This is a genomic window from Streptomyces sp. NPDC033221 (assembly GCF_055577005.1).
This window is the reverse complement of the sequence record NZ_JBVIQN010000004.1, coordinates 65,943-79,825: the sequence shown is the minus strand read 5'-3', so window position 1 is coordinate 79,825 and position 13,883 is coordinate 65,943. Positions and strand designations below refer to the sequence as shown.

11 protein-coding genes are annotated in these 13,883 nt (G+C 71.6%); 5 read left to right on the top strand and 6 right to left on the bottom strand.

The window, feature by feature from the left end:
• The first annotated feature begins 71 nt into the window (after window positions 1-71).
• From ACZ53K_RS06205 to ACZ53K_RS06190, 4 genes are all read left to right on the top strand, one after another.
• Window positions 72-1,052, top strand: a complete 981-nt coding sequence (locus ACZ53K_RS06205; RefSeq protein WP_468832449.1) for an ABC transporter permease — start codon at window positions 72-74, stop codon at window positions 1,050-1,052.
• The gene (locus ACZ53K_RS06200) at window positions 1,052-1,993 is read left to right on the top strand and encodes an ABC transporter permease (RefSeq protein ID WP_468832448.1); all 942 of its coding nucleotides are present in this window, start codon (window positions 1,052-1,054) and stop codon (window positions 1,991-1,993) included. Before ACZ53K_RS06205 ends, ACZ53K_RS06200 begins: the two co-directional genes overlap by 1 nt.
• Window positions 1,990-4,140, top strand: coding sequence for an ABC transporter ATP-binding protein (locus ACZ53K_RS06195; protein ID WP_468832446.1), 2,151 nt, complete (start codon window positions 1,990-1,992; stop codon window positions 4,138-4,140). The genes ACZ53K_RS06200 and ACZ53K_RS06195 overlap by 4 nt, the downstream gene beginning before the upstream one ends.
• Window positions 4,141-4,209: 69 nt before the next feature.
• On the top strand, window positions 4,210-5,910 hold the full coding sequence (locus tag ACZ53K_RS06190) for an ABC transporter family substrate-binding protein (RefSeq protein ID WP_468832445.1): 1,701 nt from the start codon (window positions 4,210-4,212) through the stop codon (window positions 5,908-5,910).
• A gap of 54 nt (window positions 5,911-5,964) precedes the next feature.
• Here the strand turns inward: ACZ53K_RS06190 and ACZ53K_RS06185 are convergent, their stop codons facing one another.
• The 3 genes from ACZ53K_RS06185 to ACZ53K_RS06175 all read right to left on the bottom strand — a co-directional run bounded on the left by ACZ53K_RS06185 (window position 5,965) and on the right by ACZ53K_RS06175 (window position 9,973).
• Entirely contained in the window at window positions 5,965-7,557 is a 1,593-nt protein-coding gene (locus ACZ53K_RS06185) for a sodium:solute symporter family protein (RefSeq protein WP_468832443.1), read from the bottom strand.
• A 344-nt stretch (window positions 7,558-7,901) separates the two neighbouring features.
• Window positions 7,902-8,687, bottom strand: coding sequence for an SDR family oxidoreductase (locus tag ACZ53K_RS06180; RefSeq protein WP_468832441.1), 786 nt, complete (start codon window positions 8,685-8,687; stop codon window positions 7,902-7,904).
• Between the two features lie 74 nt (window positions 8,688-8,761).
• Window positions 8,762-9,973 carry an aminotransferase-like domain-containing protein gene (locus ACZ53K_RS06175; protein ID WP_468832439.1) on the bottom strand — a complete coding sequence of 404 codons (1,212 nt, stop codon included), beginning with the start codon at window positions 9,971-9,973 and terminating at the stop codon, window positions 8,762-8,764.
• Between the two features lie 205 nt (window positions 9,974-10,178).
• On the opposite strand from ACZ53K_RS06175, the gene ACZ53K_RS06170 reads away from it, so the two are divergent.
• Window positions 10,179-11,042 (top strand): hypothetical protein, encoded by an 864-nt coding sequence (locus ACZ53K_RS06170; protein WP_468832438.1) that lies wholly within the window; start codon window positions 10,179-10,181, stop codon window positions 11,040-11,042.
• Between the two features lie 218 nt (window positions 11,043-11,260).
• On the opposite strand, the gene ACZ53K_RS06165 is transcribed toward ACZ53K_RS06170, so the two are convergent.
• From ACZ53K_RS06165 to ACZ53K_RS06155, 3 genes are all read right to left on the bottom strand, one after another.
• Entirely contained in the window at window positions 11,261-11,470 is a 210-nt protein-coding gene (locus ACZ53K_RS06165; RefSeq protein ID WP_468832436.1) for a DUF397 domain-containing protein, read from the bottom strand.
• A 201-nt stretch (window positions 11,471-11,671) separates the two neighbouring features.
• Window positions 11,672-12,538, bottom strand: a complete 867-nt coding sequence (locus tag ACZ53K_RS06160; protein ID WP_468832434.1) for a helix-turn-helix domain-containing protein — start codon at window positions 12,536-12,538, stop codon at window positions 11,672-11,674.
• Between the two features lie 538 nt (window positions 12,539-13,076).
• Window positions 13,077-13,850, bottom strand: coding sequence for a GOLPH3/VPS74 family protein (locus ACZ53K_RS06155; protein WP_468832433.1), 774 nt, complete (start codon window positions 13,848-13,850; stop codon window positions 13,077-13,079).
• Between the last annotated feature and the right edge of the window lie 33 nt (window positions 13,851-13,883).

Below are 13,883 nucleotides of genomic sequence, written 5' to 3'. Positions count from 1 at the left end.
GCCCAGGGCGGCCCGTACCGAAGGCGTACGGGACGGACGAGGCGTAAGAGGCTACGAGGGGGAGACAGACCATGGGCCGCTACCTGCTGCGAAGGCTGGCCAGTTACCTGGTCCTGGTGGTCGTGGCCGCGTCCCTGACGTACGTCCTCGCCGGGCTCAGCCTGAACCCGCGGGCCCGCTTCGAAGGCCGCAACCCGCCGCTGCCCGAGGCCGCCGTCACCCGCACCCTCGACGACGTCAACATGAACCCGGACACCCCCGTCGTGATCCGCTTCGCCCGCTGGGCCGGTGACGTCGCCCACGGCGACCTCGGCCGGACCGTCGAAGGCGACTCCCTCAACGACGACTTCGGCCGCCGGGTCGGCGTCAGCACCCGGCTGCTGCTCCTGGCGACCTTCGTCGGCTCGGCCCTCGGCGTCGCCGTCGGCGCGTACGGCGCGATCCGCCAGTACCGGTGGTCCGACCGGCTCTCCACCCTCGCCTCGTTCTTCGTGCTGGCGATGCCGGTGTTCGTGATCGGTGTCGCGCTGAAGATCGGCGCCACCGCCCTCAACGACGGCACGCAGACGATCAAAGTCCTCGGCGAGTACGACGCACAGTACGCCGGCCGCTGGGACCCCGCGGCGCTCCTCAACCGCGCCCAGCACATGCTGCTGCCCGCCCTGACCCTGATCATCGTGCAGGTCGCCCTCTACAGCCGCTACCAGCGCAACACCATGCTGGACGTGCTCAACGCCGACTTCCTGCGCACCGCCCGCGCCAAGGGCCTGCGCCGCCGCACCGCGCTGCTGCGGCACGGACTGCGCACGGCCGTCCTGCCGGTCGTCCCGCTGCTGGTCTACAACATCGTGCTGCTCTTCGCCGGTGCCACCTTCGTCGAGAAGACCTTCGGCTGGCACGGCATGGGCGAACTGCTCGTCGACTCGGTCGCCGGGCAGGACATCAACGCGGTGGCCGCGGTCGGGCTGTTCACCGCCGTGCTGGTACTGGCCGCGGGGCTGCTCTCGGACCTGCTGTACGCGGCCCTGGATCCCCGCGTACGGGTGCGGTGATGCGTACCGCAGGCGCGTCGCGCGCCCGCCTCACCGCACGCCGCTTCGCGCGGAACCGCCTCGCGCTGGCCGGGCTGGCGCTGCTCGTCCTGCTGTTCCTCGCCGCGTACGCGGGCCCGCTGCTGAGCCCCTGGGACCACCGCACCCACGACTTCCTCAACTTCCTCTCCGGGCCGTCCGCCGACCACTGGTGGGGCACCACCCAGAGCGGCCTGGACCTGTACGCGCTCACCTTGCGCGGGCTCCAGAAGTCCCTGGTGATCGGCGTCCTGGTAGGGGTGGTCTCCACCTTCCTGGCGGCCGTGGTGGGCGCCTTCGCCGGGTACTTCGGCGGCTGGACCGACCGCGTTCTGACGGGATGCGTCGACCTGCTGCTGGTGATGCCCGCCTTCCTGATCGTCGCCGTCCTGTCACCGCTCGTCCGCGGCTCGGGCTGGCCGGTCTTCGTCGTCCTGCTGGCCGCCTTCAGCTGGATGATCACCGGGCGGGTGGTCCGCAGCGTCACGCTCACGCTCAAGGAACGCGCATACGTCAAGGCCGCCCGCTACATGGGCGTACCGGCGCCGGTGATCGTCTTCCGGCACATCCTCCCCAACATGGCCTCCCTGCTCATCATCGACGCGGTGATCCAGGCCGGGGCCGCGGTCATCGGGGAGAGCGGGCTGTCGTACTTCGGATTCGGCGTACAGCCGCCGGACGTCTCCCTGGGCACGGTCATCGCCGACAACACCAACATGGCCGCGAGCTACCCGTGGCTGTTCTTCTTCCCCGCCGGGTGCCTGGTCCTCATCGGCGTCTCCCTCGCCTTCGTCGGCGACGGGCTCCGGGACGCGCTGGACCCCGACGCGGCAGGAGCGCAGGCCCGCGCCAAGGGACGCCGGAGGCGTGCATTCCGTACGGCCGAGCGCCCGGACGCGAACGAGACGGCGGCCCGCCGGTGAGCGAACAGCCGGCCACCCCCACGGAGACGGCCGCCCGCCCCGCACTCCGCGTGACGGACCTGCACGTCACCTTCCCCGGCGAGAACGGCCCGGTACACGCCGTACGCGGCCTGAGCTTCACCGTACGGCCCGGCGAAGTCCTCGGTATCGTCGGGGAATCCGGCGCGGGCAAGTCCGCCGCCGCACAGGCCGTCCTCGGGCTGCTGCCGGACGGCGCGCAGGCACACGGCTCCGTCGAACTGGACGGCCGGGAACTGCTCGGCCTCGACGACGCCGCGCTGTCCGGCATCCGCGGCAACGGCATCAGCATGGTCTTCCAGGACCCGCTGTCCGCCCTCACCCCCGTCCACAGCATCGGCAACCAGATCGTCGAAGCCCTCCGAATCCACCAGGACCTGAGCCGGAAAACCGCCCGGACACGCGCCGTCGAACTCCTCGGCCTCGTCGGCATCCCCGACCCGCACCGCCGTGCGGACGCCTTCCCGCACGAGTTCTCCGGCGGCATGCGGCAGCGCGCCGTGATCGCCATGGCCATCGCCAACGACCCGCGCGTCATCATCGCGGACGAGCCCACCACCGCCCTGGACGTCACCATCCAGGCGCAGATCCTGGACGTCCTGCGGACGGCCCGGGAAGTCACCGGCGCCGCGGTCGTCCTGATCACCCACGACCTGGGCGTCGTCGCCGGGACCGCGGACCGGGTACAGGTCATGTACGCGGGCCGGCCGGTGGAGTCCGGACCGGTCGACGACATCTTCTACCGGCCCCGGATGCCGTACACGATCGGCCTGCTGGGTGCGACGCCCCGACTGGACGGTCCTACGGGCGCGCCGCTGGTGCCCGTACACGGCAACCCGCCGTCGCTGTCAGCCCTGCCGCCTGGGTGCCCGTTCGCGCCGCGCTGCCCCGTCGCCGCGGACCACTGTACGGAGACGGAACCCGTGCCGACCCCGGCCGCAGGCGCGGGCGCCGCGCACACCGCCGCATGCCACCGGGGGGAGGAGATCGCGGCGGGGACCTTGCCGCGGGCGGAGATCTTCCGCGGGCAGCCGGGGGGAGCGGCGGGAGCGGACCCGAAGGCGGTGGCGGCGGGCCCCGCCGTCCTCGAAGTCGACCACCTCGTCAAGCACTTCCCGCTCACCCGGGGCACCTTCGTCAAACGGGCCGTGGGCACCGTACGGGCCGTGGACGGCATCAGTCTCGCCGTACGGGAAGGGGAGACGGTCGCCCTGGTCGGCGAGTCCGGGTGCGGCAAGACCACCACCCTGATGGAGATCATGGACCTGGCGACCGGGCAGGCCGGCACCATCCGCCTCTTCGGCAGGGACGTCCGCGGCCTGGACCGCGCCGCGCGACGCGGCCTGCGCCGTGACCTTCAGATCGTCTTCCAGGACCCGACGGCCGCCCTGGACCCGAGGATGCCGGCCGGTGACATCCTCGCCGAGCCGCTGCGGACCCACCGCTGGCCCAGGGCCCGGATCGCCGCCCGCGTCCCCGAACTGCTGGAGACGGTCGGGCTGGCGGCCGCGGACGCGGGCCGCTACCCGCGGGAGTTCAGCGGCGGCCAGCGCCAGCGCATCGCCATCGCGCGCGCCCTGGCCCTGGAGCCGCGGCTGCTGGTGCTGGACGAACCGGTCTCCGCCCTCGACGTGTCGGTGCAGGCCGGTGTGCTCAATCTGCTGGACGAGCTGAAGGCCCGGCTGGGCCTGAGCTACCTGCTCGTCGCCCACGACCTGTCCGTGGTGCGGCACAGCGCCGACCGGGTCGCGGTCATGTATCTGGGCCGCATCGTGGAGTCGGGCGACACCGCGGACGTGTTCGCGGCGCCGTCCCACCCGTACACGCGGGCCCTGCTGTCCGCCGTACCGCTGCCCGACCCGCGCAAGGAGCGGGCCCGGGCCCGCGTCCTGCTGGGCGGTGACCTGCCGAGTCCGGTGGACGTGCCGTCCGGCTGCCGGTTCCGCGGCCGCTGTCCGCTGTACGCGGCGCTCGGCGCGCCGGAACAGCGGCGCTGCCGGGACGAGGACCCGGCGCCGCGCTCCGTCGCGACCCGCCACCAAGCGGCCTGCCACTACGCAACGGACGCGGCGGACGCACCGGATGTATCGGGTGCGTCGGACGCGGCGGCCCCGCCGGGAGGGGGCTGAAGAACACCTCCCGTACCGCGCTCTCCCTGTGTTTTCGTCAGTCCAGTCGAGAAAGGGAACGTCTCCGCAATGAAGCACTCCAGAGTTCCGCTCGCCCTCGTCGCCACCGTCGTGGTGGCGTCATCAGCGCTGACCGCTTGCGGCGGGTCGGACGACGGGGGTGGCGACGGCAAGCCGAAGCAGACGCCGAAGACCACCGCGCTGGACATCAACAAGACCGACCCGGCGCAGCTCACCCAGGGCGGCACGCTGAACTGGGCGATCGACCAGTTCCCGGTGCAGTTCAACGAGATGGAGACGGACGGCAACCAGGCCGCCACCAACGCCGTCGTCGAGGCGGTGCTGCCGTCGCTGTGGCACTCGGCGCCCAACGGCGAGCAGGTGCCCAACAAGGCGTTCCTGCTGGACGCGGCCGACCGTACGGAGGGCGGCAAGCAGATCGTCACGTACCACCTGAACCCCAAGGCGAAGTGGTCCGACGGCACCCCGATCACCTACCGGGACCTGGAGGCCAACGTACGGGCGATGAGCAGCAAGGACGCGGCGTACAAGGTCGGCTCGCCGGCCGGGTACGAGGACGTGTCGTCCGTACGGAAGGGCAAGGACGACCACGAGGCCGTGCTGACCTTCGACAAGCCGTACGCGGACTGGCGCGCGCTGTTCGGCGCGCCGAACAACACCCCGCTCTACCCGGCGAAGTACATGGCCGGCGCCAAGGGTTTCACCACCGGCTACCTCAACGCGATCCCCGTCACCGCCAACGCGTACAAGCTCGGCGGTATCGACAAGACCGCGCAGACCGTCACCCTCGTGCCCGACCCCGCGTGGTGGGGCGAGAAGCCGAAGCTCGACAAGATCGTCTTCCATGCGATGACGACCGAGTCGATGCCCGGCGCCTACGCCAACGGCGAGATCGACTACTTCGACCTGAACGCCGGCGTCGCCGCCTTCAAGCAGGCGTCCGGCGTCAGGACCGGGGAGATCCGCGAGGCCGGCGGCCCCAACTACCGGCACCTGACCTTCAACGGCCGGAGCCCGAAGCTCAGCGACCCCAGGGTGCGCGAGGCGCTGTTCAAGGCCACCGACCGCGAGACGCTCGTGAAGTCCAGCGTCAAGGGCCTCAACTGGGCGGCCGAGCCGCTGAACAACCACTTCCTCATGCCCAACCAGAAGGGCTACCGGAACAACTCCGGCGACCTCGGCACGTACGACCCGAAGGCCGCCGGCCGGATGCTGGACGAGGCCGGGTGGAAGCTGGACGGCGGCAAGGTCCGCAAGAAGGGCGGCGAGGAGCTGACGCTGCGCTTCCTGATCCCCACCGGCCAGCCCGCCTCGAAGAACGAGGCCACCATCCTCACCCAGATGTGGGCCCAGGTCGGCGTGCGGCTGGACATCCGGACGGTGCCGGTCAACGAGTTCTTCGACAAGTACGTGACCCCGGGCGACTTCGACGTGGCGCCGTACAGCTACTCCCGTACGCCGTTCGCCGCGACCGGCTCCAGCAACACCTACACCCGCGACGGCGGCGGCAACGACGCCAAGACCGGCAGCGCGAAGCTGGACGACCTGCTGGACAAGGCCGGCCGCAGCTCCGACCAGGCCGCCGCCCTGGAGACCGTCAACGCGGCCGACGCGGAGGCGTGGCAGGTCGCGGGCGTACTGCCCACCTACCAGCTGCCCGAGATCACCGCGGCCAAGAAGAACCTGGCCAACCTCGGTGCGCAGGGCATGGCCGACATCACGTACGAGCGGATCGGGTACACGAAGTAGGCCGCAGGAGGCCCGTGTGAGCCGTGGTGAGCCGTGTGGGTCGCGCGGACCGGCTCACCGCGGTGTCGCACGGTGGCCGGGCCCGCCGACCGGCCCGGCCACCGTGCGGGCGGCGGCGCCCGAGCCACCGGGCCCGCCGCCGCACCCGTCCCCGCCCTCGTCGTCACCGGAGTTGATACGGGCGAGCACCGCATCCCGCTCCGGGGTGTCCTCCGGCTTGAGGAAGCCGATCAGGACGTACAGGACCAGCGAGGTCGCCACCGGCGCGACGATCTGGACCTGGAGCTGCACGCCGGCCGGCCCGTAGTTCGTGAGCCAGAAGGCGAACAGGCCCGCCGCCCAGGACACCAGCGCCGCGGTCGGCCCCGACCTGCGGAAGCGCGGCACCAGGCCGAGCAGGAACGGGATGGAGATCGGCCCCACCAGCCCGGCCACCCACTTGATGACGACGGTGATGATGTCCTTGAACGTCGGCGAGTTGACCTGGGTGGCGATGGCCATCGACAGGGCCAGGAAGGCGACGGTGGACAGGCGCGCGGCCAGCAGGCCGGCCCGGTGCGACCAGCTGCGGGCCCGGGCGCCCAGCTTCGGCAGCGCGGGCGCGATGTCACGGGTGAAGACGGCGGAGATCGCGTTGGCGTCGGAGGAGCACATGGCCATCGTGTGCGAGAAGAAGCCGACGATGACCAGGCCCAGCAGGCCGTGCGGCAGCAGGCGCTCGGTGAGCAGCGCGTACGAGTCGGACGCGTCCGGCTTCTCGGCCCGCACCAGCAGCGGCGCCACCCACATGGGGAAGAAGAGCACCGCCGGCCACACGAACCACAGGGCGGCGGACAGCCGCGCCGAGCGCCGCGCCTCGCGGGCGCTGCGGGTGGCCATGTAACGCTGCGCCTGGTTCCACATCCCGCCGCTGTACTCGAACGTCTTGATGAACAGGTATGCCAGCAGGAACGTCAGCGTGTACGGGCCGACGGTCGGCTGCGCGTGACTGTCGGGCAGCCGGTCCCACACCGCCCACAGTGCACTGACGCCGCCCAGCTCCGCCAGTACGGTCACCAGCATCGCCACGCCCGCCAGCAACTGGATGACGAACTGGCCCAGCTCGGTGAGCGCGTCCGCCCACAGGCCGCCGACCGTGCAGTAGACGCCGGTGACCACCCCGGTGATCAGGATGCCCTGGTTGAGGGTGAGGCCGGTGAAGACGGACAGCAGGGTGGCGATCGCCGCCCACTTGGCACCCACGTCCACGATCTTCAGCAGTACGCCGGACCAGGCGAGCGCCTGCTGGGTGGGCAGGTTGTAGCGGCTCTTGAGGTACTCCAGCGGCGAGGCGACGTGCAGCCGCGAGCGCAGCCGGTTCAGGCGTCCGGCGAAGAGGCGGGCCCCGATGGCGATGCCGACCGCGATGGGGAAGGACCAGGTGACGTAGGACGTGACGCCGTACTGGTAGGCGACCCCCGCATACCCCGTGAACATCACCGCGCTGTAGCCCGACATGTGGTGCGAGATGCCGGACAGCCACCACGGCATCCGGCCGCCGGCGGTGAAGAAGTCGCTCACGTCGTCCACGCGCTTGTGGGACCACACGCCGATCGCGACCATCACGCCGAAATAGCCGATGAGCACGGCCCAGTCGAGACTGTTCATGGCCCCTCCAGGGGTCCGCCTTGTGAACGGGAAACACGTCGCCGTACGTTCCGCGGGGCGGCGCCCCCGTGCGGGAGCGGGGACTTCGGGGATTGAACCGTTCATGGCGAGGGGTGGTCAAGAGTGCGAACGGTCAAGGATGTGAACTGCTGTCAGCGCGGCGAACGGCGTGGCGGTCTCTTGGGCCGCAGGGGGAGCTGGGGGAGTTGTTGGGAGCAGTCGCCGTGGCCATGGTGAGCACACGCTTCGCCGGGCGTGGCGCGGGCCCGGGAGAGGCGCGGTACGGGCCCGGGAAAGGGGCGGTGCGTGAGCGGGGCCTCCAGGGAGCGGGCTTCGGGGCGCTGCTAGCGCATGATCTCCCCGGCGTTCACCAGCAGCGACTGGCCGGTGATCGCCCGCGCCCGGCCGGACGCCAGGAAGACGGCGGTCTGCGCGACATCGGCGTCCGTCGCCATTTCCGGCAGCGCCATCCGCGCGGTGAGCCGGTCCAGCACCTCGCGCTCCGGAACGTCCTCGGCCTGGGCCGCGTACTGGACGTACGCCTCGACCTGCGGGCCCCACATCCAGCCCGGCTGCACGGTGTTGACCCGTATCCTGCGCGGCCCCAGCTCGCGCGCGAGCGAGTACATCGCGGAGACCAGCGCGCCCTTGGACGCCGCGTACGCGGCCTGCCGCACCTCGGACGGCGCGGCGACCGACGACTGCGTACCGATCAGCACGACCGACCCGCCGCCGCGCTCCGTCATCGACGGCAGGCAGGCGCGCGTCATCCGCAGCGCGCCGAAGAGGTTGATGTCCACGACCCCCTGCCAGGCGCCGAAGTCGGCGTTCGCCAGCCCGCCGAAGTGCGAGTCCAGCGCGGCCACCTGGACCAGGGCGTCGACGCCGCCGAAACGTTCGGCCGCCAGCGCGGCCAGCGCGGCGCACTGTTGCTCGTCCGCGATGTCCGTCACCCGCCAGGCGACCCGCTCGCCCGACGGATCGGCCTGCGCCGCCGTCTCGGCGAGGCGGGACTCCGTACGGGCGCCGAGCACCACCGAAGCGCCGTCCCGTACGCACGCCACCGCCACCTGGTGGCCAAGCCCGGAGCCGACACCGGAGACGACGACGGTCTTGTCCCGCAGCAGCATGCGCGCCTCCCGGACGGCCCGATCACGGTCATGGTGTGACGGGCCGTCAGGATAAGTGTGCAGGCGCGCGATGGCTACGGTCGCGGAGCCCGTAGCGTCTTCGCCATCCGCAGCAGGCCCTCCCGGATCTCCTCCGGCGGATGCGTCACGAACGACAGCCGCATGGCCCCCGCGTCGGCCGGCCCCGCGTAGAAGGGCGCTCCCGGGACGTACGCCACGTCGTACCGGATCACCTCGGGCAGCAGCGCCGTCGCGTCGTACCCGGCGGGCATCGTCGCCCAGACGAACATCCCGCCGTCCGGCCGGTTCCAGCGCGAACCCTCCGGCAGGGCGTCGGCGAGGCCGTCCACCAGGGCGTCGCGCCGGGCGCGGTAGGCGCCGCGCACCCGGTCCAGGTGCGCGTCCAGCCCAGGGCCCGCCAGGTACCGGGCGACCGCCGCCTGGTCGACCGTCGAGGTGTGCAGGTCTGCCGCCTGCTTCGCGACGACGCAGGCGCGGCGCAGTACGGCCGGCGCGCGCAGCCAGCCCAGCCGCAGGCCCGGCGCCACGATCTTGGAGAAGGACCCGAGCAGCGCCGTACGGTCCTCGGCGCCGGGGAACGTGCCGAGGTACGGCACCGGCTCGCCCTCGAACCGCAGCTCCCCGTACGGATCGTCCTCGATGAGCCACAGTCCGCGCCGGGCCGCCACCCGGGCCACCGCGGCCCGCCGCCCGGCGGACAGCGTCCGGCCGGTCGGGTTCTGGAACGTCGGCACGAGATAGAGCAGCTTGGGCCGCTCGCGCGCGGCGATCTCGTCCAGCGCCTCCGGGTCCACGCCCGCGTCGTCGGCCGGCACCGGCACCACCCGCGCACCGGCGAACGAGAAGACCTGCAGCGCCGCCAGATAGCACGGGTCCTCGACCAGCACCGTGTCACCGGGCTCCAGCAGCGCCGTGGCCAGCAGCGACAGGCCCTGCTGCGAGCCGGTGGTGACCAGCAGGTCGTCCGGCCCGGTGGCGAGGCCGCGGGCGCTCACCCGGCCCGCCACGGCCGCGCGCAGCGCCGGGTCGCCCTCGGTCGTCGAGTACTGGAGCGCTCGCCGCGGCGCGCTGTCCAGTACGTGCCGGAAGGCGGCGGAGATGCCCGCGGTGTCGAACAGCTCGCCCGCCGGCAGCCCGCCGGCGAAGGATATGACCTCGGGCCGGGCGGTCAGGGCGAGGATCTCGCGTACCGGGGAACCGCCGGTCTGCGCCGCGCGCGCGGCGAGCGGCGGGGTGGGTCGGACGTCTTCCGGCAGGGCGTGCATGGCGTTCTCCCGTCGTGGTGCCACCTGCGCCGCGGGCGGCGCGAAGCCGCCCGCCCCTCGATAGCAGCGAGATGCGATAGGTGCAGGATGCAGGGAGCTTAGGCGGGCGGGCTGGGGGCGTGCAGGGGTGCCCGCATGGTGAACGGGGGGCGGGGCGGGGGCGAGGCCTTTTCAGCTGACGCAGCGTCAGCTACACGTGAAGGGCATGACCCACGACCCCGGCACGGACGAGCCCTCGGACACCCGCAGCCAGGCCTACGGCGAACTGGCCGCCGTCGGCCCGTACGGCGTGCGCCCCGGACACGCGCTGATCACCATGGTCGAGCCGCACCCCGGCCACGAGTACGCGTACAACCGCTGGTACGAGGACGATCACTACCTCGCCGGCGCGATGGCGATGCCGTGGATCTTCGCGGGCCGCCGCTGGGTCGCCACCCGCGACCTCCAGCTGCTGCGTTATCCGGCGCGGTCCGCCGTCGCCCGGCCGGTCACCGCGGGCTGCTACCTCTCCACGTACTGGATCACCGAGGGGCGCCACGACGACCATCTGCGCTGGACCGTGGCCATCAACCGGCGGCTCAACGCCGACGGTCGCATCCACCACGCCCGTACGCACGTCTTCACGGCCTTCCACGACCACCGGGCCACCGTCTACCGGGACGGCACCCGCGGCCCGCGCGACTTCCACGCCCTGGACCACCCGTACGCCGGGCTGGTCGTTGAGATCATCGACGCGGTGGACGCGGGCCGCCGTGCCGAACTGCTGAGGTGGCTGAGCGACGAGCGGCTGCCGCGCCGGCTGGCGGGCTCGCCCGCGGCCATGGTGACGGTCTTCGGGCCCACCCCGCTGCCGGACGACCGGATGGCGTACGTGCGGCAGGTGGAGGGCGTGGGCACCCGGCTGACGCTGCTGTGGTTCCTCCAGGAGGACCCGCGCGAGTGCTGGGAGCCGTGGTTCACCGGGCTGGACGGGGAGGTCGCCGCCACCGGGCTGGGGCGGGTGGAGCTGGTCGCGCCGTTCGTGCCCACGGTGCCCGGGACCGACCGGTACGTGGACGAGTTGCGCTGAGGCGTCGGGGCAGCACCGGTGCGTGCGCCTGCGCACCGGTCCGCCCGGGTGCGCGCGGGCAGGGCCGAGCCCCCTCGGCCGGGACGGCGATCCAGTCGAGAGGGCTCTGGGTGGTACCTATGCGGTGTGCGAAATGCGGTTCGTACCGTGCGGTGTGACCGGAACAGAAGGACTCACGGGCGTCGCCCGCGCCCCCGGCCGGACCGGAACCGACCGGCTCAGGTCAGGTCGTGCGCGCCTTTGCTCACGCCCGCCACGAAGCTGCTCCACGCGGTGGTGGCGAAGGTCAGACGCGGGCCGTCGGGGTTCTTGGAGTCACGGACCGCGATGGCGGCGGGCGCCGGTACGGCGACCTCGACGCAGGCGCCATTGCCACCGGAGTACGAGGACTTCGTCCAGGAGAATGCGGAATTGGGCTGCATGGCCATGTTCACTCCGACTCGCTCTGAGTTGCACCGCGTTGCCGCGGATTCGGTAGTCCCGACGCTACGCGCCAACATCACGGACGGCAGGAGCAGTTCACTCATCCGTATGGCATATTCCTTGATCTCTTCTCACTGGGGTATGCCTCGGTGTACGGTGCCGAACTTCGCTCCGGAATCACGGATTCAGCCACCCTGGCGCCATGATCAGGCCATGCTGTCCGCGTGCCTCTTCGCCGCCGCGGCGATGAACTCCCTGCTGTGGTCCGCACTCAGCGCCTGGGCCCGCAGATGCTCGTACATGATCGTGTACTTGTGCACATCGTTGGTCTTCTCCAGGTACAGATCGCTGGTGACGCCTTCGATGTAGACCACGCTCGAATCGGCCGCGTCGTCGAACTCCAGGATCGAGAACGTGCCCGACATCCCCGCGTGCGCGCCCGTGTCGTACGGCAGCACCTGAACCGTCACATGGGGCAGATTGCTGACCTCCACGAGGTGGTCGAGCTGTTCGCGCATGATCAGGTGGCTGCCCACGACCCGGCGCAGCGCGCTCTCGTCCAGGACGGCCCACAACCGCAGCGGGTTGTCCGGGTGGTTGACCCGCTCCTGGCGGCGCATTCGCACCTGGATGCGTTTCTCCAGCTGCTCCTGGGTCAGTTCGGGGACCGTGCCGGGGATGACGGCCTCGGCGTACCCGGGCGTCTGCAGCAGGCCCGGCACGAGCAGCGACTCGTATACCCGCAGCGAGGCCGCCTCGGTCTCCAGACCGATGTAGACGCTGTACGGGATGTCGCCGAACGCATGCCACCAGCCCTGCTGGCGGGAATCCTTGGCCATCTGCATCAGCGAATCGACGACCCGGTGGTCGTCGACCTCGTACACCCCGCACAGATCCCGGACGTCCCGCTGGCTGATGCTGCGACGGCCGTTCTCCAGCCGGCTGATCTTCGACTGCGACACGAGCAGGCGCTCGGCGACCTCCTCGGCCGTCATGCCCTTCAGCTCGCGAAGCCTGCGCAGCTCCTGGCCCAGCCGGCGCCGCCGGACGGTGGGATTGATGTTGGATGCCACGGGACGTGCACCTCCGGCTCCGTACTGCTGATTTCTCCTGCTCAGCAGATTGCCATCCCAGGTCCGCGCAGCGCAGTGGAATGGACACACAAGGCGAGCGGACGTGCGCGCGGGGTGGCGGGCCCGGCCGTCGTCCGGAACGGCCGGGCCCGCCACCCCGCGTTTGCTGCGGCTCCCGAACGGGACTGTGGGGACGGTGGTGCTGTGGTGCATTCTGGTGATGCCGAGCTGGAGTCGTGCGGGTTGTACGGGTGGTGCTGAGCTGGGGTGATGCGGTGGTGCGGGTAGCGCGCGTGGTGCCGGTCGTGCGGTGGGTTCGTCGTGCCCCGTGCGCCGGTCGTGGGGTGCGCCGGGTGCCCATGGTGCGCCTGACGCGCACCTCGCGTGGGTCGTGCGTGGTGTGTTCGCGCTCTACCTGAACTGCCCGTGATGTGGTGCCGGACTCTTCGTGAACTGCCTGCTGTGCGATGCCGGGCTCTTCGTGGACTGCCCGTCGTGCGGTGCCGGGCTGCCCGTCAACGCTTGCCGACGCAGGGCGTCAACGCGCGCCGACGCGGGCCATGGACCCGTGCCTCGGCTGCGCCGGTACGCCCGCCGGCTCGGCTGCGATGCGGGTCGCGGGCTGCCTGCCCGCTCCCGGCCCGGAACCCGCTCCGGACGCCGCCACCGGTGCGCGCCTCGGCTGTGCCGCGACGCCGTTCTGCACATCCATGACGGCATGTGCGACCAGCCCGCCCATCGGGTCGTGCCGGATCAGATCCCGGAGGCGGGAGCGCGACGAGCGCCCCTCGTTCCCGGGATACAGGTGCTTGCCGAGGCCGACCGCGTGGGCCAGTGCGGCGAGCGCCGCGGTCCGCGGGTCCGGCGGTACGCCGGTGCGGATCGCACTGTCCAGCCGGTTCTTGATCTCCCGGCTGATGGCCGTGTCCGTCGCCTGGTAGCGAGTCGTCGGCAGCACCCCGCACATCTGGCCCGCCACGGCATGGACCATGCCGCACCGCTCCAGATGCGTGAGATACGTCTGGCGCAGCCCCAGCCGGGGCCCGCCGATCCAGTGGACGGCGCGCACCGGGCTGCCGCGACGTCGCAGCAACTCGAGCGCGGAGTCCAGAGTCGGATCTCCGGTCGGCCGTGGCAGCACCACGGCGATACGATCCCCGTCAGGGGCTATCCGTCCGGCCAGAGCCAGCTCTACTAGCTGGGCCCCGGCCAGACCGAGGTCGAGCGACTGCGGCTGCGCTGTGGTTCCCGTTGCCGGGTCCAAAGCGAGCAGCAGAAGCTCCTCCGGAATTGTTCTGCGGCTCCTGCCCATCCATGCCTCCCCGCGTGGATGAATGACAGGGTG

Bases quoted from the DNA above. Each gene is read 5' to 3' on its own strand.
- ACZ53K_RS06205 (WP_468832449.1), top strand. From the start codon at position 72: ATGGGCCGCTACCTGCTGCGAAGGCTGGCCAGTTACCTGGTCCTGGTG.
- ACZ53K_RS06200 (WP_468832448.1), top strand. From the start codon at position 1,052: ATGCGTACCGCAGGCGCGTCGCGCGCCCGCCTCACCGCACGCCGCTTC.
- ACZ53K_RS06190 (WP_468832445.1), top strand. From the start codon at position 4,210: ATGAAGCACTCCAGAGTTCCGCTCGCCCTCGTCGCCACCGTCGTGGTG.
- ACZ53K_RS06185 (WP_468832443.1), bottom strand. From the start codon at position 7,557: ATGAACAGTCTCGACTGGGCCGTGCTCATCGGCTATTTCGGCGTGATG.
- ACZ53K_RS06180 (WP_468832441.1), bottom strand. From the start codon at position 8,687: ATGCTGCTGCGGGACAAGACCGTCGTCGTCTCCGGTGTCGGCTCCGGG.
- ACZ53K_RS06175 (WP_468832439.1), bottom strand. From the start codon at position 9,973: ATGCACGCCCTGCCGGAAGACGTCCGACCCACCCCGCCGCTCGCCGCG.
- ACZ53K_RS06170 (WP_468832438.1), top strand. From the start codon at position 10,179: ATGACCCACGACCCCGGCACGGACGAGCCCTCGGACACCCGCAGCCAG.
- ACZ53K_RS06165 (WP_468832436.1), bottom strand. From the start codon at position 11,470: ATGGCCATGCAGCCCAATTCCGCATTCTCCTGGACGAAGTCCTCGTAC.
- ACZ53K_RS06155 (WP_468832433.1), bottom strand. From the start codon at position 13,850: ATGGGCAGGAGCCGCAGAACAATTCCGGAGGAGCTTCTGCTGCTCGCT.